Source organism: Corynebacterium sp. P3-F1 (assembly GCF_030503635.1).
Classification (GTDB): domain Bacteria; phylum Actinomycetota; class Actinomycetes; order Mycobacteriales; family Mycobacteriaceae; genus Corynebacterium.
This window is the reverse complement of sequence record NZ_CP129965.1, coordinates 555,623-574,372: the sequence shown is the minus strand read 5'-3', so window position 1 is coordinate 574,372 and position 18,750 is coordinate 555,623. Positions and strand designations below refer to the sequence as shown.

The window sequence follows — 18,750 nt, the reverse complement described above, 5'->3', positions numbered from 1 at the left end:
GCCACTAGTACATCATCTCACCCTAGTGAGACAGCCTCGCGCTTTCATTTGTTATCGCCGCGGTGGTTCACGGGGAAGCCCAACGAGTAGGTCAACACTGCTGCTCGCGGAAAGAGCTCCCGGACGTCGTGGGCGCAGGCATCGAGGACAAAGAGCTCTCTGTGGTTGCGGGTGAGAAAGACGAGGTCGATCCGGGGCGAGAGCACGTCCGAGAAATGAGTGTGTAGGACATTGAACGTCCGTGGGTGCGCGAGCCACGCGGCGGGCGGGTGGGAGTCGCCGTAGACTTCGAATCCCCGGGGTGCCGAGTCGCCCAGGGCAAAAGACGCGTTCCGGACCGTGAACTTGATCTGGCCCCTTTGCGTGCGCAGAAGCGTGTCTGCCGCCGCATCCCAGGCCTGCCGGGTACTCAGCTCCATCTGTCCTAGATCGATTGGCGAGAGCAGACGTCCGTCGGGGGCTTTCAGCAAAGCCACATGGTCGCGCGACAAGGAGATGTACGCGGGCGATACCGACGACCCCGGACTGGCCCAGCTCTTAGATTTCACAGCGCGCACGCGCGGTGCCGGAATCGCGTGCAGCGCCCCCATCACCGGCAAGCGATGGTGGGAAGCTGCGAACGACGAATAGACGGCGGCGGATGTGGTCCCGGAAGTGGGCTTCACAGCAGTGGTCAAAGCAGTGGTCAAGGCGCTGTTCATGCCTTGTTAGACTGCGCCTGCGCCCCCGAGGTTCCCGGCCCGCCGAGAACTGGCGTGCTGTCAGCGTCGCTTTAGAACGGCGGTTGCTCGTTCAATCCCAAGACATCGAGAAGCTTCTCTGCCGGCCAGATCTCAATGTCCTGGCCTTTTTCCATAAGCTCGCGGGCGCGTTTCTCCTTCGACGTCATGCTCGCCCATTCACCGACGACGAGAATCGTCGTCTTTTTGGTCACGTTCTTGCCCACCTGACCCCCGCGAGCGGCAATGCCTTCCCAAAGCTGGCCTTTGTCAAATGGCTCGAACTCGCCTGTCAAGGTCACGTGCTGGTCGTAAAGCGGCGAATCCGGGTCCGCGTCCACCGCAGGTTCCGGGATCGTGTCAGGTGTGGCCACCGACTGCCACGGTGCGGGACCGCGGCCTGATTTTCCGGAGTTTCCAGCCCCGGACGCATCGTTCGTCTGGGATTCTCCTACGGCTGTGGTCTGCAGTGATGTTTGAGCGCCCGAGAGATCCTTGAGAACCGGAGTGACGCGGAGCTTGCCGACGGAGCCGAGAGCGAAACCGGTGGAATGGACGTAGTCGGCGAGGGTTCCTGAATGCTCCGCACGGCGAGCGAGGCCCAGCATGACACCGGCACACGCTTCAGCGTCAGCGCAGGCGTCGTGGTGGTTCTTCAGGGGGACGCCAAAGTACTCCGCCACGGTCGGAAGACGGTGGTTTGCCACATCGAGGCCGGCCGCTCGGGACTGTGCGAGGGAGCAACCGAATGTGATGGTGGGAATCTCCTTCCCAGTCGCCAATGCTGCGTAACGCAAGGCGGAAGCGTCGAAATAGGCGTTGTGCGCGACTACAGGGAGGTCTCCCACGAAATCGCTGAAGCGTTCGAACAGTTCCCCGACATCAGGTTCGTCGGCGACAGATTCCTCTGTGATCCCGTGGCAGTCCACGTTGAATGGATCGAACTCGTCGATCCCGGTAGGCGGGCGGCACAGCCACGATGCGCGCTCGGTGATTTCACCGTCGACAACCCGCACGAGGCCCATCTGACAGATTGAACCCCAATGCTGGTTCGCCGTCTCCACATCGAACGCGACGAAGCTGAACCCCGGGATGCTATCCGTGCTGATCTTCTTGCCAGATTGTGCCGCTTCTACCGTGGCGCGTAGGCGCTCAGGGCCCTTCGTATCTCCAGGGGTGAAGCGGATGACGGTTTCGTCGGCGCCGGATGTGACAGCTATGCGCGTCGCATCCCAGTCATCACCGGGAAGAACCGTTACACCCGTTACCCCTGCCAGTGGAAGCACCGTCGCATCGGTGGTGCCGGTCAAAGCCGCCTGGAGCGGATCCGGATGAATCTCAAGGGCAGTGTCGGTGACCAGGATCGTTGATCCGTGAGCACTAATCATCTGAAGTTTGTGCCTCCGCATCGTCGTCGACCGCGGGCTCATCCGGGGCATCGGCAGAGTCGCCGGCGTCCGCGGGTTCTTCGGCGAAGATGGGCGGTTCCACCTGGCGCAGCACGATCGTCGAGCGCGCGGCCACGTTCTTCGTTCCGCCAGCCTCAATTTCCTCGGTCTCAGCCGGGTAGCCGAGCGGCTCGGTGGTGTCGATTACCACTTCCCACTTCGCACCAAGGCTCTGCGGCGGCAAAGTGAATTCGATGTTCTCGTGGTACGCATTGAACATCAACAGGAACGAGTCGTCCACGACCCGCTGGCCCCTCGCATCCGGCTCGGCGATCTGGTTACCGTTCACATAGGCCTGCAGGGCTTTTCCGAAGGCGAACCCCCAGTCATCCTGTGTCATCAGCTGGCCGTCGGGCACGAACCAAGCCACATCGCGGTCCTGCACGTCGGTGCCCAGCGGCCCCCCGGCGAGGAAGCGGCGGCGGCGGAAGACAGGGTGCTCCTTGCGGATGGCAATGAGCCGTTTGGTGAAATCGTGCAAATCATCGCCGACCTCGAGACGGTCCCAGTTCATCCACGACGTCTCGTTGTCCTGGCAGTAGACGTTGTTGTTACCGCCCTGGGTGCGGGCGAATTCATCGCCGTGAGCGATCATCGGGGTGCCCAAGGACAGCAGAAGCGTGGTCAGGAAATTGCGGCGTTGCTGAGCACGCAGCGTCGCAACCTCAGGATCATCCGTCGGGCCTTCAACACCGCAGTTCCAGGAGCGGTTGTGGCTCTCACCGTCGCGGCCGTCTTCCTGGTTGGCTTCATTGTGTTTCTCGTTGTAGCTGACCAGGTCGTTAAGGGTGAAACCGTCGTGCGCCGTGATGAAATTGATGGACGCAGTCGGGCGGCGACCGTTGTGTTTGTACAGGTCCGACGAGCCAGTGAGCCGGGAAGCGAACTCACCGAGGGTTGAAGGTTCGCCGCGCCAGAAATCGCGCACCGTGTCACGGTACTTTCCGTTCCACTCGCTCCACAGCGGCGGGAAGTTGCCCACCTGGTAGCCGTTCTCGCCGACATCCCACGGCTCGGCAATGAGTTTGACTTGGGAGACAACCGGGTCTTGTTGGACGAGGTCGAAGAAGGTAGCCAGACGGTCCACGTCAGAGAATTCCCGGGCGAGCGTGGAGGCCAAGTCGAAGCGGAATCCGTCGACGTGCATCTCGGAGACCCAGTAGCGAAGGGAGTCCATGATCAGCTGCAGCGAGTGCGGATCGCGCACATTCAAGGAGTTGCCCGTCCCAGTGTAGTCCATGTAGTGAAACCGGTCTTCGTCGACAAGCCTGTAATAGGCCTCGTTGTCGATGCCGCGGAAGGCGATAGTGGGACCCAAGTGGTTGCCCTCGGCCGTGTGGTTGTACACCACATCGAGGATGACCTCCATGCCCGCTTCGTGGTAAGCGCGGACCATGCCCTTGAATTCGGAGACAGCATCGCCAGGCTTCTTGCTCGCAGCGTAATCCTGGTGCGGTGCGAAAAAACCGAACGTGTTGTAACCCCAGTAGTTGCGCAGTCCCAAGTCGCGCAGGCGGTCGTCCTGGAGGAACTGGTGGACCGGCATGAGCTCGACGGAAGTTACACCGAGATCCTGCAAATAGGAGATGACGCTGGGGTGCGCCAGGCCCGCATACGTTCCGCGGAGTTCTTCCGGAACATCCGGGTGCAGCTGGGTCATGCCCTTGACGTGCATCTCGTAGATGATCGTGTCGTTGTCCGGGATGCGCGGCGAGCGGTCATCGCCCCAGTCGAAGAACGGGTTGATCACCACAGACTTCATAGTGTGGCCGAGCGAGTCTTCTTCGTTGCGGCCTGAACCGGCGGGCTCGGCGTGGATGTCGTAGGAGAACAGGGAGGAATGGCCGTCGAATTCTCCGTCGAAGGCCCGAGCATAAGGATCGACCAGCAGTTTCGACGGGTCGCACCGCTTGCCGTTTTCCGGATCCCACGGGCCGTGAATGCGGTAACCGTAGCGTTGCCCCGGCAAAACACCCGGGAGGTAGGCGTGCCAGACGTGGTTATCCACCTCTTCGAGGTTGACGCGGACCTCGTTATCTTCGCGGTCGATCAGGCAGAGCTCCACCTTCTCCGCGACGTTGGAGAAAATGGCGAAATTGGTGCCGGCACCGTCATACGTGGATCCCAGGGGGTATGCGGATCCCGGCCACACCTGGACGGTCTGCTTGTTCGTGCTCGGATTTGTCATGAGAACCGATGGTAATAGATATCGGAGGTGGCGACGGCGCTAGCTCCTCTCCGCGCGGAGACCTGCGATAAGCAGGTCAACGGCATGCTCGAGTTCCTCCTCGGAACCGTACGTTGCAGCAGCGTCGCCAGTGGTGGCTCGCTGCAGTTGGGCACCTGCTTGGTGCAGGTTTGAAGCACCCAGCGTCAAGTAGAGCAGGCCTGCGGCCGCAGCATCATCCACCTTGTCGGGGAACGTCGAGCGGATGCCGGTCAACAGCGCGGAGAAGACATGGGAGGCGGGCTGCGCCGCGGCGCTGGAGACGACATCGGCTCCGTCAGTGTGGGAAAGGAGAGCGCCGCGAAGTGCGGTGCAGAATTCCTTCGGGCCGGCGTGAGAGGCGGCAAGAACGGGAGCGATGATTTGGTCGGCCATCGCCGCAATGAGGGCCTGTTTGCTGTCGATGTGCCAGTACAACGCGCCCGGAGCTACGTCGAGAGCCCCGGCGACCCGCCGCATGGAGACATCTGCGATGCCGTAGTTATCCAGTATCTCCACGGCAGTACGTGCGATAACTGAGCGAGACAGTTGCATGTCGCCTCAGCGTACACGCAGCTCGTCGGCTCATTTTACAGCTTCTTCACGGCATCTTCACCGTCTTGTGGTTGAAGTTCGTGACATTACGATTGCTATGATCTGGTGTGCATTGAAAGCAATACAAAGCAATTCGCGTTATCGAATCGGTTGCAGTGTCACGCAAGACAGCAACTCGATTGCCCTCTAGGATCGCATGTCCCCCGTAGCGGCCCCCGCGGGGGCGTTTAGATAACGGAATGGTTCGAGGAGACTTCTTTTATGACGTTGACCATCACTCCGAAGAAGACGGTCGCGGCAGCTGTGCTCGTTGCCCCGCTGGCCTTGGCTGCATGCGGGTCCAATGAGGATGAGAATGTCGTGTCGGGGATGGCTACGGAAACCAATATGGTGACTGTCGCTCCGGACGCGGTTGATCCTGCGGACAAGAAGGACGACAAGGACAAGGAAAAAAAGGACGGGGAGCCGAAGCCGGAGGATCAGGCTAACCCGGACGATCCGCAGGCTAAGGGCGTGCCCAATGAAGGGGCAGCTGGCGTGGTCAACCCGTTCGAGGACGGCACGCTTCCTACCGTCGAGATCAAGCCTGTGGAGGGTGGCAAGGCGGGCAGCGACGCCGACCTCAAGCAGATGACCGAAACGATGAACCGGATTTACAATCCGGACAACCTGGTGTCTTGGTCACGAGTCATCATGGATAACTCTTGCAAGAAGGTCGTTGACCAGACCAACCAGGAGCTGGCTAGCCGCGGTACCTCGCTCGAGCAGACGGAGCATGAGATGCAGCAGGCCGTTGACGCGGCCAAGGCGGCCGGCCGTCCCGTTCCGCCGGTGCCGAAGACAGACGCGAAGCTTAGCGACGTCCGTGTGGACGGCGACATCGCATCCGCGACCGTGACAGTCACCGCCAACGGCCAGACTGAGTCCGGTGTCCAGCGCTTCCAACGCGAGGGCGGCCAATGGAAGGTGTGCAACTAAAACGTTCCCCGCGTTTCTCGCGGCCAGTGGGCTGGGGCGCGGGGATTGTTGCGCTTTCAGTCGGTATCGCCACCCTTCTCGGAGCCGGGTGGGGGCTGACACGCCCAGGCTATACCGCCACCGTGGAAGGCGACCGGGCGCAGGTCGACCCACTTGTGGGCCCGGACAATGTCGAGTTCATCTCTTTCGCTGGTTTCACCGTTCTCACTGCGCTGCTCGGCCTAGTCATTGGGCTCGTCGCTTACGTCTCCGCGCAGCGGCGCGCGAGTATGGGCCGAATGGTTTTTGTGGCTGCTGTCGCGGCGTTTGCCAGCTGGTCCTTCTACATTCTCGGGACATGGACGGCTCAGTGGCACTCCGTCGTGCCTGATCCCCACGACCTGACGGAAGGGGAGACCCTGACGTTCGTGCCGTTGTTGAGGCCTGGTCCTGCTTGGCTGGCAGCCCCTTTTGTCGCGGCGCTTGCGTACTGGGTCGGTCTCGCGTTTTCGGTGGGATGTGACCCGGTGCCGCGCAGCTCCGAATATGATGAGCGCCATGCTCACTGTGATTGATCTCCGCGGCCGCACTCCTTCCACATCCGAGCTTCGCCGTGTGTTGCCCCGGGGCGGCATGGATGTCGCCTCCGTGGTGCCCACCGTGACGCCCATCATTGAGGACGTGAAGCAGGGCGGGGCACGCGCCGCGCTCAACTATGGGGAGAAATTCGATTCTGTCCGCCCCGATGCAGTCAGGGTGCCCGAAGACGTGATCGAGCGCTGCGCCAGGGAACTCGAACCGGACCTGCGCGCGGCTCTCGACGAGGCGATCGCACGCATTCGCGCGGTGCATACCGATCAGAAACCAGCCGGGCACACCACCAATCTTGCACCAGGGGCGCGGGTCACCGAGGCGTTCCTGCCAGTCGAGCGGGTCGGTTTGTACGTTCCGGGCGGCAAAGCCGTCTACCCGTCGTCGGTGCTCATGAACGCTATTCCGGCGCAGGAAGCCGGCGCCGGCGCTCTAGTTGTGTGCAGCCCGCCGCAGGCTGAGCACGGCGGATGGCCGCACCCGACGATTCTCGCGGCCTGCTCTTTGCTGGGGGTCGACGAGGTGTGGGCGGTTGGCGGAGCCCAGGCTGTGGCCCTCATGGCGTACGGCGACGACGAAGTGGGTCTCGAGCCGGTGGACATGGTCACGGGCCCCGGCAACGTGTTCGTGGCGGCAGCGAAGCGCGTGGTCAACGGCATCGTGGGAATCGACGCGGAGGCAGGTCCTTCGGAAATCGCGGTGCTTGCTGACGATTCCGCTGATCCGGTTTTCGTCGCCCTCGACCTCATCTCCCAGGCGGAGCACGACGAGAATGCGGCATCCGTTCTGATCACGGATTCCCAAGAGCTGGCTGCGGCCGTGGACAAGGAAATTGACGCACGTGCCGCCGCGACACTCAATGCCGACCGCGCCGCCACGGCACTGGGGGGTCAGCAGTCGGGCATCGTGCTGGTGGACGATCTGGAAGCCGGCGTCGCCGTTGCCGATGCTTACGCGGCTGAACACTTGGAAGTGCACACCCGCAACGCCCGCGAGGTCGCTCGCCGTATCACCCACGCCGGCGCCATCTTCGTCGGCCCGTTCTCGCCGGTCCCCCTCGGCGACTACATTGCCGGCTCCAACCACGTGCTTCCGACGTCTGGCACCGCCCGCTTCACCCCGGGCCTGTCCACGCACACGTTCCTGCGCCCCGTGAATATCGTCGAGTATGACGAGCAGGCGCTTGCGGAGGTGGGCCCGCACATCATCACGCTCGCCACCGATGAACAGTTGCCCGCACACGGCGAAGCGGTCAAGGCCCGCACGAAAGATTCACGCGCGGAAGATTCAACAGTGGCGTCAGCGGAGACAGCAGGAAAAACAGCAGGAGATGAGAAGTAAATGACAGGTCCAGATCCTCAGCCTCAGCCGAATCAGCCGAGCGAGCCGCGTTTGTCCGACTTGCCCCTGCGGGATGAACTGCGCGGCAAGTCCCCGTATGGCGCTCCGCAGCTGCAGGTTCCGGTGGCGTTGAACACGAATGAGAACCCGTACCCGCCGTCAGACGAGCTCATCGCAGATCTCGTCGCGGAGGTGCAAGCAGCTGCCGGAGGTTTGAACCGTTACCCGGAGCGCGACGCGGTGGAACTGCGCGACGACCTCGCCGCCTACGTGTCCGCACAGACGGGCGTGGCCGTCACCCGCGACAATGTCTGGGCAGCGAACGGCTCAAACGAGGTGCTGCAGCAGCTGCTCCAAGCTTTCGGCGGTCCGGGGCGCTCGGCGATGGGATTCGTGCCCAGCTACTCCATGCACCCGATCCTCTCGTCCGGAACGCAGACGGAATTCATCGGTATTCCCCGCGGGGAGGACTTCCGGATCAACGTCGACCGCGCTGTCCACGAGATCAACGAGCAGCAGCCGCACGTCGTTTTCATCACCACCCCGAATAACCCGACGGGTGACGTGACCGAGCTTGCGGATATCGAGCGGATTCTCGACGCAGCACCCGGAATCGTCATCGTAGACGAGGCGTATGCCGAGTTTTCGCCGTCACCGTCCGCACTGACGCTGTTGGACTCCTACTCGGACAAGCTCGTGGTCTCCCGCACTATGTCCAAGGCTTTCGATTTCGCCGGCGGCCGGCTGGGCTATTTCGTCGCAGCACCGGCGTTCATCGAGGCAGTGATGCTCGTCCGCCTGCCGTACCACCTGTCCGTTCTGTCCCAGGCCGCGGCGCGGGTGGCGCTGCAGCATGCGGGGGAGACGCTTGCGAACGTCGATAAGCTCGCGTCCGAGCGTGAGCGCGTGCAAGCTGCGCTGCTGGAGCTGGGGTACAAAGTCGTGCCCAGCGAATCGAACTTCCTCTTCTTCGGGGATTTCGACGATGCTTCCGCCGCATGGCAGAAATTTCTCGACCTCGGTGTGCTCATCCGCGATGTGGGGGTGCCCGGGCATTTGCGTGTGACAATCGGGTTGGACGAAGAAAACGACGCATTCCTCGCCGCGGCGGGGGAGTTGGCGAAGGAGGACAACAATGGCTGATCGCATCGGTAAGGCACAGCGGACAACGAACGAATCCGACATCTCCGTCGAGATCAACCTCGACGGAACCGGACAGGTTCAGGTGGACACGGGTTTGCCGTTCTTCGACCATATGCTCACGGCATTCGGCACCCACGGCAGCTTCGATCTGATCGTCAAGGCGGCAGGCGACACGCACATCGACGCGCACCATACCGTCGAGGACACCGCGATTACGCTCGGTTGGGCGCTGATTGACGCAGTCGGGGACAAAAAGGGTATCCGCCGCTTCGGCTCCATGTCGCTGCCGATGGACGAGACCCTCGTCGAGGCCGTCGTGGATATCTCCAACCGGCCCTACTACGTCATGAACGGCGAGCCGGAGAACATGGAATGGCAGATCATCGGCGGGCACTACGCCACCGTGATCAACCGCCACTTCTTCGAGACGTTGGCGTACAACGCGCGCATCACCCTCCACGTCAATGTCCAGTACGGCCGCGACCCGCACCACATCACGGAAGCCGAGTACAAGGCCGTCGCACGCGCTCTGCGCCAGGCCTACGCGCACGATCCGCGCGTGACAGGCGTACCCTCAACCAAGGGCGCGCTCTAACAGCACGCTTATCGACGTCAGCGTTGGGCGGTTGCCACCGCCCAACGCTGCGTTTTCGGGCTGGCTCCAACTGCATGTCTCATGCTGCGGAGCGGGCCTGATTTTTCTTGCTTGAAGCACGGTGCACATGGTGTCGATTTTTGGGAGGGTTTTACGTGGGTTCCCCGCGCGGGGCCGGTCAGGCTGACAAGAATTCGGTGTGGGCGGCCCCTGGCTTTATTCCGACATTGATTGCTGTCGCCGCCGCTTTCGGTTCGTGGGCCCTGTTGCTGCCGGTGGTCCCGGTGGCCGTCCTCGATGCAGGCGGCTCACATGCGCTGGCCGGTGCGTCGACAGGCGTGTTCATGGCGGCGACAGTGCTCACGCAGGTGTTCATGCCGCGGCTGCTCCGTAAATTCAGTTACCGCTCGGCGATCGCGTTCTCGGCGGTGTTGTTGGGTGTCCCGGCGCTGGCGTTCATATGGAACATGGACCCGTCTGTCGTGCTGGCCGTTAGCGTCCTGCGCGGCATCGGCTTCGGTGCCATGACGGTTTCTGAGGCCGCCATCATCGCCGAGCTGGTTCCTCGCTCACTGCTGGGCAAGGCCTCCGGCGTCTTCGGCGCGTCGAGCGGTTCCGCCCAAATGATCGCTTTGCCGCTGGGCTTGTTTCTCAGCGAGCGCATCGGATACGGCCCGGTGTGGATTCTGGCGCTGGTGATCGCCGCTGTCGGCGGCCTCGCCTGCGGCGGCATTCCGCCGATCAAGGGCGCGCAGCCGGACCCGGTCGCCAACGGCGCAGTGTCTGCGCCGACGTGGAAGCTCGTGCTCGTGCCTACGCTGGCGCTGGCAATCGCCGCCGTCGCATACAGCTTGATCGCGAACTTCCTGCCTGCCGCCGCCCGCGACACCGGCATCACCTCGGGCACTGCGCTGGGCGGCTTGATCCTGGCGGTGATCAACTTGGCGGTCATGGGCGCCCGTATCTTTACCGGCGTCGTCGCTGACCGGCGCGGCGAACCGGGCACACTGATGATCCCGTTCCAAATCGCTGCCGCAGTGGGCATGTTCGGTTTCGCCGCCTGCCTGGCTTCCAGCGCGCACCCGGCATGGTTGGTCGTCTCCGCCGTCCTCTTCGGTGCCGGTTTCGGTGCCGTGCAGAACGAATCCCTGCTGAGCATGTTCTACCGCCTACCCCAGTCGAAGGTGAGCCACGCCTCCGCCGTGTGGAACGTTGGCTTCGATGGCGGCCAGGGCATTGGGTCCTTCCTGTTCGGCGGTCTCATCGCGGGTCTCGGCGCCGTCGGGGCGTTCGCGGTCTCCGGCGTGGTTGTCGTCGCGGGCATCGTGATGACAACGGCGGATTGGATCGTGGGCAAGCGCCGGCTCGGGCGGTAGTCGGCGGGGGGCGTCCCGGCGAAAACGCGAACGGTAACAATCACACGGTAACCCGGGCTTTTTACGTCTGCGATTTTAGACATACCGGCCGATAAGAGAGCATTGTTACCGTTTGACAGTTACCGTTCGCCCAAATCTGGCGGCGAGGGGACGCCATGGGGTAGCACTGCGCTCAGCGGGTTAGACTTTCTGAGCTATGAGCAACGTGGTAGCCCTCCTGGATTACGGCGCAGGCAATCTGCGCTCGGCGCAGCGCGCGCTGGAGCATGTCGGGGCAGATGTGGTGGTGACGCGGGACCCGATGATCGCGGTGGAAGCCGACGGTCTGGTCGTCCCAGGGGTGGGCGCATTCGACGCGTGCATGCGCGGACTGCGCGATGTTGCGGGACCGCGCCTGATCGGCCAGCGTCTGGCGGGCGACCGCCCGGTGCTAGGTATTTGTGTGGGGCTGCAGGTCATGTTCGACAAGGGAGTCGAGCACGGAATTGAGGCGCAAGGGTGCGGGGAGTGGCCGGGGGTCGTCGATAAGCTCGATGCTCCTGTGCTCCCGCATATGGGCTGGAACACCGTCGATATTGCGGATGGCTCGCACATGTTCGCCGGGCTGGATGCGGAGACGCGGTTTTATTTCGTGCACTCCTACGGTGTGCAGAACTGGGAGATGCAAGAAGACGAATTCATCGCCGCGCCCAAGGTGTCCTGGTCCACGCACGGTAATTCGCGCTTCGTCGCGGCTGTGGAGAATGGGCCTTTGTGGGCCACGCAGTTCCACCCGGAGAAGTCGGGTGATGCCGGGTTGGCGCTGCTGCGGAACTGGGTCGGACATCTGAATTAGACTGCGGATATGAGTTTCACCGTTCTGCCCGCAGTAGACGTTGTCGACGGCCAGGCCGTCCGTTTGGATCAGGGGGAAGCAGGCACCGAAAAGAATTACGGTGCGCCTCTTGACGCGGCGCTTCAATGGCAGCGAGAGGGAGCCCAGTGGCTTCATTTCGTCGATCTCGATGCGGCGTTCGGGCGCGGATCAAACCATGAATTAATGGCTGAGATCACCCGCGAGTTGTCCATCAACGTGGAGTTGACGGGTGGTATCCGGGACGATGCGAGTCTGGAGCGCGCGCTGGCAACGGGAGCTAAGCGTGTGAACATCGGAACCGCGGCGTTGGAGAACCCTGAGTGGGCCGCTGAAGCGATCGCCCGGCACGGTGAGGCCATCGCCATCGATATCGCGGTGCGATTGGAGGACGGCCAGTGGCGCACGAAGGGCCGCGGCTGGACCTCGGACGGCGGTGACTTGTGGGAGGTGCTCGAGTTCTTCGACGCAGCCGGGTGTGCCCGTTTCGTGGTCACCGACGTGAGCAAGGATGGCACGCTCACGGGGCCGAATGCCGATCTGCTGCGCGACGTTTCCGCTGCTACAGACGCGGCGGTGACCGCGTCCGGCGGCGTGTCGTCGCTCGAGGATATCGCCGAGATTGCAAGGTACGTCGGCGAGGGAGTCGACAGCGTCATCGTGGGCAAGGCGCTGTATGAAAAGCGTTTCACTCTGCGCGAGGCCCTAGACATCGCGGCGAGGCCGGGGGACGAGTAAGACACCATGCAGCTAGACGAGTTGAACACCTACCTCGCGGTCGCCGAGGAGGCCGCGGATATCGCGCGCCGGCAGTTCGTTGAGGGCATCGGTGCAGCTCCCGCGCTGTACAAAGGGTGCAACGACTTCGCCACCGAGGTCGACCTGCAGATTGAGACCGCACTGCGCGAGTACCTCACAGCCTCAACGGGCTTTTCGGTCCTCGGTGAAGAAGCGGGAGGGCAGAAGCGTGGCGAGGCCTTGTGGGTCGTCGACCCCATTGATGGGACCGCCAACTTCTCCTCCGGCAACCCGAATTGTGCTGTCCTTATCTCGCTCGTGGTGGACGGCCAGCCGGTCGCGTCGGTGACAGATGTGCCGATGTTGAACATGCGGCTCACCGGCACGGAGGGTTCGCCTGTGACTCTCAACGGCAAGCAACTGCCGCGGATCAGTGAGGTGGAGCCGGCGAGCAACCAAGTCGGCGTAGGGGCCGTGGGTACCGATGACAGCAGCCGTGTGCCACCCGACAGCCGGCTGAGGCTGATCAAGGCGCTCGAATACTCCAACATGCGCCCGCGCATCAGCGGATCTGTCGGTCTGGACCTCGCGTTTGTCGCCCAGGGGATTTATGAGGCGGCGGTCAGCTTCTCCCCGTTCCCGTGGGATAACGCATCCGGAGTGCTGTTGGCGCGTTGCGCGGGTGCCGTGGTCACGGATGTGGATGGCGAGCCGTGGTCGTTGGGCTCGCTCGGCGTGATCGCTGGGTCTCCGGCTGTTCACGAGTCTGTGCTGCGTACCATGAAGTCCATTCAGCGCGACGGAAGGAAGTGATGGGGAAGTGGCTGTAGCAACCAGGGTCATCCCATGCTTGGACGTGGATAACGGCCGGGTAGTCAAGGGCGTGAATTTTGAGAATCTGCGCGATGCCGGCGACCCGGTGGAGCTGGCGAAACTTTACGGGGACCAGGGCGCGGACGAGCTGACATTCCTTGACGTGACTGCGTCGAAGCAGGGTCGGGGGACCATGCTCGACGTAGTCCGCCGCACAGCCGACCAGGTCTTCATTCCGCTGACCGTCGGTGGCGGGGTCCGCACCGAGGATGATGTCCGTGAATTGCTGCGCGCGGGCGCCGACAAGGTCTCCGTCAACACGGCAGCCATTGCCCGTCCGGAACTCCTGCGCGAATTGTCGCAGGTCTTCGGTGCCCAGTGCATCGTGCTGTCCGTGGATGCGCGGCGCGTCCCGCAAGGCGGAACGCCCCAGCCGTCCGGTTTCGAGGTGACCACTCATGGCGGCACCCGTTCCGCTGAGCTGGACGCGGTGGAGTGGGCCAAAACTGGCGAGAAGCTCGGGGTCGGGGAGATTCTGCTCAACTCCATGGACGGCGACGGGACGAAGGAAGGCTTCGATCTGGAACTGATCAGTCGCGTCCGGGAGGCGGTCTCGATACCGGTGATCGCATCGGGCGGTGCCGGTCGGGCTGAGCACTTTCCTCCGGCTGTTGAAGCGGGTGCGGATGCCGTGCTCGCGGCGTCCATCTTCCACTTCCGCGAAGTGAGTATCGGAGAGGTCAAAAGGGCTCTCGCCGATGACGGGTGTGAGGTGAGGCTCTGAATGAACCAGGATTCTCACGTCGCGTTGACACCCGAACAGGCCCAGCTGCCAGCTGACATCGCGCAGCGCGTGCGCTTCAACGACGCTGGACTGGTCCCGGTGATTGTGCAGGCAGCCGGAACCGGTGAGGTGCTCATGATGGCGTGGATGGATGCCCATGCCCTTGCCTACACGTTGGCCACCCGCCAGGGCACCTATTACTCCCGTTCGCGCCAGGAGTATTGGATCAAGGGACTGACCAGCGGGAACACGCAACGGGTCGCAGAAGTGCGCCTCGACTGCGATGGCGACACTGTGTTGATGAAGGTGGAGCAGCTCGGTGGAGCCTGCCATACCGGCGACCGCACATGTTTCGACAACGATCTCCTTCTCCCGCCGGAGGAGGAGTAGTGAACGCGACAGAGCCGGGCACCGCAGAGACCGCGGGGGATGAAAAAGGTCTCGGGCGCGTGGGCGCACTGCTCATTGGGGTTGGCGCGCTTGTACTGTGGCTCGCCTCGCGCGCTACGTGGATGACCGTCCACTACGAGGACGACCGGACCGGCAGCGGCACGGTAGAAGTCAACGGTGCCACGTGGTCCACGGAGGTCACCGCCGTCGTCCTTCTATTGCTCGCGGCCTCGGTGGCCGGTCTCGCGCTGCGCCGCTGGGGCCGCCGTATCGTCGGGGTGGTCGGAGCGGTCGCGGCTCTCGGGGTGGTGATCCCGCCTCTGAGTCTGTTGGTCGGCTCACCGAGCACGGAACGGGCAAAGGCCCTACTCACCTACGGTGGTGAGGAAACCACGATCGGTAGCACCACGGGCCAGACCGCTATCCCGGAGTGGGCGACGATCTCGGCTATCGACGTCGCCGCGCTCGCACCGGTAGCCGCCGTTGTCGGAGCGCTCCTCGCCACCGCGGGTGGTGTGCTCCTCGCGGTCCGGCCCGGCAGGGATTCCGCCACGGTGAACAAGTACGAGAAAGCGTCCCAGCGCCGGGAGAAAATCGAGCAGGATTTGGAAGCCGAGCCTGATTCTGGCCGCGTTCTCTGGGATGCCATCGACGCGGACGTGGATCCGACGGACACGAACACGCCGCCGAGGTCGCGGTAGTGTGCGTCGGGGCGAGCTTTTCATTCCCCCGAAAATCGCTTGATTTCGCGGACTGCGGGTGACGGGATAGTCTCGGTGTCATGACCGCGGCGCAGGGGAATCGGCAGCTGGTCAGTAACGCGACCCTCAATCCGGTTGTCGCCGGGGTGCTCGATGACGTCGCGGCACGGGAAGCGCTTATTCCATTCAAGGAGATCAAGGCGCGTTCGCGCAGCATGCCGGACACCAGGGACGTGCGTGCAGCGCTGCTGGGCCCTGGATGCGGGGTGATCGTGGAAATCAAGCGCACCTCGCCCGTCTTCGGCCCGACCGGGGTGATCGACTCCATGGCACAGCTCGCCTCCGAGATCGAGGCTGGGGGAGCCGCCCTCATCGCATGCCAGACGGAGCGACTGCGTTTCGACGGCTCCTTGAACGACATGGAGCAGGCCCGCAACGCCACCACATTGCCGATGGTCTGCCGCGATGTGATCGTCGATCCGTACCAGATCCACGAGGCCCGCTGTTACGGCGCCGACATGGTGCCTCTGCAAGTGGGCCTGCTCGAGCAGGCGCGTCTGGAGAGCTTGCTCGACCGCGTGGAATCGCTCGGCATGGTGGGTATGGCGGAGGTGCGCACCATGGAGGAAGCGGACCGTGCGCTGCGCGCCGGGGCGACCGTCATCGGGGTGAATTCCTGGACCTTCGACACCAACGATCTCAACCGCGAAGCTTTCGGCGAGATAGAACCCGGTCTGCCGGAAAGCGTTCTGAGGATCAGCCTCGGTGGTGTGCGCAATGCCCGCGATTTGATCGCCGCGGCATCCATCGGTGCGGATGCCGTCCTCACAGGCGAAGCTGTGATGTCGAGCACGAACGTCACAACGGCAACCCGGAGGCTGGTCGCCGCTGGACAGCACCCGGCTTGTCCATCGCGGTAGCAACTACGTCAAAGGATCTGGGGCGAGTAAGCAGGACGGAGAGGTTTCTCCGGTGGACCTCGTTGTCGCGCTCGTGACCCGAATCAGGCAAACTGTTCTGCGTGGTTACTGAGTTCCTGGCTAATTTTCCGTCGCCCCCGCAAGGCGTGTGGTACCTCGGTCCGATCCCGATCCGCGCTTATGCACTGTGCATCATCACCGGCATCATCGTCGCGATGGCGCTGACCTTGCGTAGGTATAGGGCGCGCGGCGGCGACACGGACATGGTGTGGGACGCGGCGATTGTGGCTATTCCCGCCGGCATCATCGGCGGGCGCATGTACCACGTGATCACGGACCACGACAGTTATTTCGGCCCCGGCAAGGACCCGTGGCAGGTGTTCAATTTCTCCGCTGGCGGCTTAGGCATCATGGGGGCGGTCGCTCTAGGCACCCTCGCTGTGTGGGCGTTGTTTGCGTACCGTAAGGTGCCGCTCGCCCCGTTCGCTGACGCCGTCGGCCCGACGATTATTCTTGCGCAGGCGATCGGGCGCTTGGGCAACTACTTCAACCAGGAGCTCTACGGCCGCCCGACTGATGTCCCGTGGGCGTTGGATATCTTCTACCGCGTCGACGCTAACGGCAATTTCGCGCCGCTGACGGGCCGCTCCACTGGGGAGATTGTCGCGAGCGTGCACCCGACGTTCCTGTACGAGATGATCTGGAATGTCGCCGCGTTCGCCTTTCTGTTGTGGGCGGAGCGCCGTTTCCGGTTGGGGCACGGCCGCGTGTTCGTGCTCTACATCGCCTCGTACACGCTCGGCCGGATCTTCATGGAGCTGATGCGCGACGATGCTGCGAATACGATCTTTGGGCTCCGCGTGAACTTCGTGGTGTCGGCGGTGATCTTCGTTGCGGCAACTACCGTTTTCTTCCTCATGCGTCGCGGGCGCGAGACTCCGGAGGAAGTCGATCCGCACGGTTCGGGGGAGGAACCGGGGGCGCAGGCCGATGGCCCCGCAAAAGGTGGCGAAGCAGCCGGAGCCGTGTCCAACGATGAAGCGGCCGTGAACCGCTTCAAGGGAAAACCACAGAAGCAAAAACCATAGTGTTTCGGTAGCGTAGAAGCGTATCCAATCCTTACCCGGTCAGCTGAAAGCACGGGCTGGCCGCACAGATCAGAAGAAGGAAGCTGTGGATAGACGCACCAAGATTGTTTGTACTCTCGGACCTGCAGTAGCCAGCAAGGACGCAATCCTTGGACTCGTGCGTGACGGCATGAACGTCGCCCGCCTGAATTTCTCGCACGGTGATTACCCGGACCACGAGCAGAATTACAAGTGGGTCCGCGAAGCAACGGACGAGACTGGGCACGCCGTCGGTATCCTCGCCGATTTGCAGGGACCGAAGATCCGTCTCGGCCGCTTCGAGGGCGACGGCAAGACGTACTGGGAGACCGGTGAAACAGTTCGGATCACGGTCGACGACATCGAAGGCACGCATGACCGCGTGTCCACCACGTACAAGAACCTCGCGGAAGACGCGAAGCCGGGGGACCGTTTGCTTGTCGATGACGGCAAGGTCGCCCTCGTCTGCAAAGACATCGATGGGAACGATGTAGTGTGCGAGGTCACCGAGGGTGGCCCTGTGTCCAACAACAAGGGCGTGTCCCTGCCGGGCATGGACATCTCGGTGCCGGCCCTGTCGGAGAAGGACAAGGCGGACCTTCGTTTCGCCCTGCAGCTCGGTGTCGATTTCATCGCGCTGTCGTTCGTGCGCTCCCCGTCCGACGTGGACCTGGTCCACGAGATCATGGACGAGGAAGGACGCCGTGTTCCCGTCATCGCGAAGCTGGAAAAGCCGGAGGCCGTTGACGCTCTCGAGTCCATCATTCTCGCTTTTGACGCTGTCATGGTCGCCCGCGGTGACTTGGGCGTGGAGATCGCGCTCGAGCAGGTTCCGCTGGTGCAAAAGCGAGTGATCCAGATCGCGCGCGAGAACGCCAAGCCGGTGATCGTGGCAACGCAGATGCTGGATTCGATGATCGACAACTCGCGCCCGACTCGAGCAGAGGCTTCCGATGTGGCCAACGCAGTTCTCGACGGAACGGACGCGGTCATGCTGTCGGGCGAGACCTCGATCGGCGTGGACCCGCACAACGTCGTCCGCACCATGGACCGCATTGTGCGCGTGGCGGAATCAATGGGCAGCGTCCCGCCACTCAACCACATCCCGCGCACGAAGCGCGGCGTCATCTCTTACTCGGCACGCGATATCGCCGAGCGGCTCAACTCCCGTGCGCTGGTGGCGTTCACCAGCTCGGGTGAGACTGCTCGCCGCATGGCTCGCCTCCACTCCCACCTGCCGCTGTTGGTTTTCACCCCGAACCAGGAGGTGCGTTCGCAGCTGGCGCTGACGTGGGGCGCGGAAACGTTCCTGTGCCAGAAGGTGGATAACACCGACGAAATGATGCGGGTTGTCGACGAGTCGCTACTGACCATCGACAGGTACAAGGAAGGCGACACGATGGTGGTCGTGGCCGGCACCCCGCCGGGTGTCGCGGGAACGACGAACATGATTCACGTGCACCAGCTTGGCGAGGACACACGCCACCCGCAGTAACCTCCGCCTCTGGTTACCC

General features: G+C 63.0%; 19 protein-coding genes. 15 read left to right on the top strand and 4 right to left on the bottom strand.

Annotation, left to right across the window (positions count from 1 at the left end):
* Positions 1 to 44: 44 nt before the first annotated feature.
* The 4 genes from QYQ98_RS02685 to QYQ98_RS02670 form a co-directional block, all read right to left on the bottom strand.
* On the bottom strand, positions 45 to 701 hold the full coding sequence (locus QYQ98_RS02685; RefSeq protein WP_302007231.1) for a hypothetical protein: 657 nt from the start codon (positions 699 to 701) through the stop codon (positions 45 to 47).
* Positions 702 to 772: 71 nt separating this feature from the next.
* Positions 773 to 2,107, bottom strand: coding sequence for an exonuclease domain-containing protein (locus QYQ98_RS02680; protein WP_302007230.1), 1,335 nt, complete (start codon positions 2,105 to 2,107; stop codon positions 773 to 775).
* Positions 2,100 to 4,355 (bottom strand): glycogen debranching protein GlgX, encoded by a 2,256-nt coding sequence (gene glgX / locus QYQ98_RS02675; RefSeq protein WP_302007229.1) that lies wholly within the window; start codon positions 4,353 to 4,355, stop codon positions 2,100 to 2,102. Before glgX ends, QYQ98_RS02680 begins: the two co-directional genes overlap by 8 nt.
* A 39-nt stretch (positions 4,356 to 4,394) precedes the next feature.
* A complete protein-coding gene (locus tag QYQ98_RS02670; protein ID WP_302007228.1) occupies positions 4,395 to 4,928 on the bottom strand; it encodes a TetR family transcriptional regulator in 534 nt (177 codons plus the stop codon).
* 261 nt (positions 4,929 to 5,189) lie between these two features.
* On the opposite strand from QYQ98_RS02670, the gene QYQ98_RS02665 reads away from it, so the two are divergent.
* From QYQ98_RS02665 to pyk, 15 genes are all read left to right on the top strand, one after another.
* Entirely contained in the window at positions 5,190 to 5,906 is a 717-nt protein-coding gene (locus QYQ98_RS02665) for a hypothetical protein (RefSeq protein WP_302007227.1), read from the top strand.
* Positions 5,888 to 6,460 (top strand): hypothetical protein, encoded by a 573-nt coding sequence (locus QYQ98_RS02660; protein WP_302007226.1) that lies wholly within the window; start codon positions 5,888 to 5,890, stop codon positions 6,458 to 6,460. Before QYQ98_RS02665 ends, QYQ98_RS02660 begins: the two co-directional genes overlap by 19 nt.
* Positions 6,444 to 7,817: a histidinol dehydrogenase gene (gene hisD, locus QYQ98_RS02655; RefSeq protein ID WP_302007225.1), complete on the top strand. Its 1,374-nt coding sequence runs from the start codon at positions 6,444 to 6,446 to the stop codon at positions 7,815 to 7,817. The genes QYQ98_RS02660 and hisD overlap by 17 nt, the downstream gene beginning before the upstream one ends.
* Complete coding sequence (locus tag QYQ98_RS02650; protein ID WP_302007224.1) at positions 7,818 to 8,960, top strand: histidinol-phosphate transaminase; 1,143 nt, start codon at positions 7,818 to 7,820, stop codon at positions 8,958 to 8,960.
* On the top strand, positions 8,953 to 9,555 hold the full coding sequence (gene hisB, locus QYQ98_RS02645; RefSeq protein ID WP_302007223.1) for an imidazoleglycerol-phosphate dehydratase HisB: 603 nt from the start codon (positions 8,953 to 8,955) through the stop codon (positions 9,553 to 9,555). Before QYQ98_RS02650 ends, hisB begins: the two co-directional genes overlap by 8 nt.
* Before the next feature lie 155 nt (positions 9,556 to 9,710).
* On the top strand, positions 9,711 to 10,931 hold the full coding sequence (locus QYQ98_RS02640; protein ID WP_302007222.1) for an MFS transporter: 1,221 nt from the start codon (positions 9,711 to 9,713) through the stop codon (positions 10,929 to 10,931).
* A 196-nt stretch (positions 10,932 to 11,127) separates the two neighbouring features.
* Positions 11,128 to 11,766, top strand: a complete 639-nt coding sequence (gene hisH / locus QYQ98_RS02635; protein ID WP_302007221.1) for an imidazole glycerol phosphate synthase subunit HisH — start codon at positions 11,128 to 11,130, stop codon at positions 11,764 to 11,766.
* A gap of 9 nt (positions 11,767 to 11,775) precedes the next feature.
* Positions 11,776 to 12,522: a bifunctional 1-(5-phosphoribosyl)-5-((5-phosphoribosylamino)methylideneamino)imidazole-4-carboxamide isomerase/phosphoribosylanthranilate isomerase PriA gene (priA, locus tag QYQ98_RS02630; RefSeq protein WP_302007220.1), complete on the top strand. Its 747-nt coding sequence runs from the start codon at positions 11,776 to 11,778 to the stop codon at positions 12,520 to 12,522.
* Between the two features lie 6 nt (positions 12,523 to 12,528).
* Positions 12,529 to 13,335: an inositol monophosphatase gene (locus QYQ98_RS02625; RefSeq protein ID WP_302007219.1), complete on the top strand. Its 807-nt coding sequence runs from the start codon at positions 12,529 to 12,531 to the stop codon at positions 13,333 to 13,335.
* A gap of 7 nt (positions 13,336 to 13,342) precedes the next feature.
* A complete protein-coding gene (hisF, locus tag QYQ98_RS02620; protein ID WP_302007218.1) occupies positions 13,343 to 14,119 on the top strand; it encodes an imidazole glycerol phosphate synthase subunit HisF in 777 nt (258 codons plus the stop codon).
* Positions 14,120 to 14,509 (top strand): phosphoribosyl-AMP cyclohydrolase, encoded by a 390-nt coding sequence (hisI, locus tag QYQ98_RS02615; protein ID WP_302007217.1) that lies wholly within the window; start codon positions 14,120 to 14,122, stop codon positions 14,507 to 14,509.
* Positions 14,509 to 15,210: a TIGR02234 family membrane protein gene (locus QYQ98_RS02610; protein WP_302007216.1), complete on the top strand. Its 702-nt coding sequence runs from the start codon at positions 14,509 to 14,511 to the stop codon at positions 15,208 to 15,210. The genes hisI and QYQ98_RS02610 overlap by 1 nt, the downstream gene beginning before the upstream one ends.
* Positions 15,211 to 15,290: 80 nt before the next feature.
* Entirely contained in the window at positions 15,291 to 16,130 is an 840-nt protein-coding gene (locus QYQ98_RS02605) for an indole-3-glycerol-phosphate synthase (protein ID WP_302007215.1), read from the top strand.
* A gap of 101 nt (positions 16,131 to 16,231) precedes the next feature.
* Complete coding sequence (lgt, locus tag QYQ98_RS02600) at positions 16,232 to 17,218, top strand: prolipoprotein diacylglyceryl transferase (RefSeq protein ID WP_302007214.1); 987 nt, start codon at positions 16,232 to 16,234, stop codon at positions 17,216 to 17,218.
* Positions 17,219 to 17,303: 85 nt separating this feature from the next.
* Positions 17,304 to 18,731, top strand: coding sequence for a pyruvate kinase (pyk, locus tag QYQ98_RS02595; RefSeq protein WP_302007213.1), 1,428 nt, complete (start codon positions 17,304 to 17,306; stop codon positions 18,729 to 18,731).
* Positions 18,732 to 18,750 lie beyond the last annotated feature (19 nt).

Excerpts from the sequence above, each read along its gene's own strand:
- QYQ98_RS02685 (WP_302007231.1), bottom strand. The coding sequence starts at position 701 with ATGAACAGCGCCTTGACCACTGCTTTGACCACTGCTGTGAAGCCCACT.
- QYQ98_RS02680 (WP_302007230.1), bottom strand. The coding sequence starts at position 2,107 with ATGATTAGTGCTCACGGATCAACGATCCTGGTCACCGACACTGCCCTT.
- glgX (WP_302007229.1), bottom strand. The coding sequence starts at position 4,355 with ATGACAAATCCGAGCACGAACAAGCAGACCGTCCAGGTGTGGCCGGGA.
- QYQ98_RS02670 (WP_302007228.1), bottom strand. The coding sequence starts at position 4,928 with ATGCAACTGTCTCGCTCAGTTATCGCACGTACTGCCGTGGAGATACTG.
- QYQ98_RS02665 (WP_302007227.1), top strand. The coding sequence starts at position 5,190 with ATGACGTTGACCATCACTCCGAAGAAGACGGTCGCGGCAGCTGTGCTC.
- QYQ98_RS02660 (WP_302007226.1), top strand. The coding sequence starts at position 5,888 with ATGGAAGGTGTGCAACTAAAACGTTCCCCGCGTTTCTCGCGGCCAGTG.
- hisD (WP_302007225.1), top strand. The coding sequence starts at position 6,444 with ATGCTCACTGTGATTGATCTCCGCGGCCGCACTCCTTCCACATCCGAG.
- QYQ98_RS02650 (WP_302007224.1), top strand. The coding sequence starts at position 7,818 with ATGACAGGTCCAGATCCTCAGCCTCAGCCGAATCAGCCGAGCGAGCCG.
- hisB (WP_302007223.1), top strand. The coding sequence starts at position 8,953 with ATGGCTGATCGCATCGGTAAGGCACAGCGGACAACGAACGAATCCGAC.
- hisH (WP_302007221.1), top strand. The coding sequence starts at position 11,128 with ATGAGCAACGTGGTAGCCCTCCTGGATTACGGCGCAGGCAATCTGCGC.
- priA (WP_302007220.1), top strand. The coding sequence starts at position 11,776 with ATGAGTTTCACCGTTCTGCCCGCAGTAGACGTTGTCGACGGCCAGGCC.
- QYQ98_RS02625 (WP_302007219.1), top strand. The coding sequence starts at position 12,529 with ATGCAGCTAGACGAGTTGAACACCTACCTCGCGGTCGCCGAGGAGGCC.
- hisI (WP_302007217.1), top strand. The coding sequence starts at position 14,120 with ATGAACCAGGATTCTCACGTCGCGTTGACACCCGAACAGGCCCAGCTG.
- QYQ98_RS02605 (WP_302007215.1), top strand. The coding sequence starts at position 15,291 with ATGACCGCGGCGCAGGGGAATCGGCAGCTGGTCAGTAACGCGACCCTC.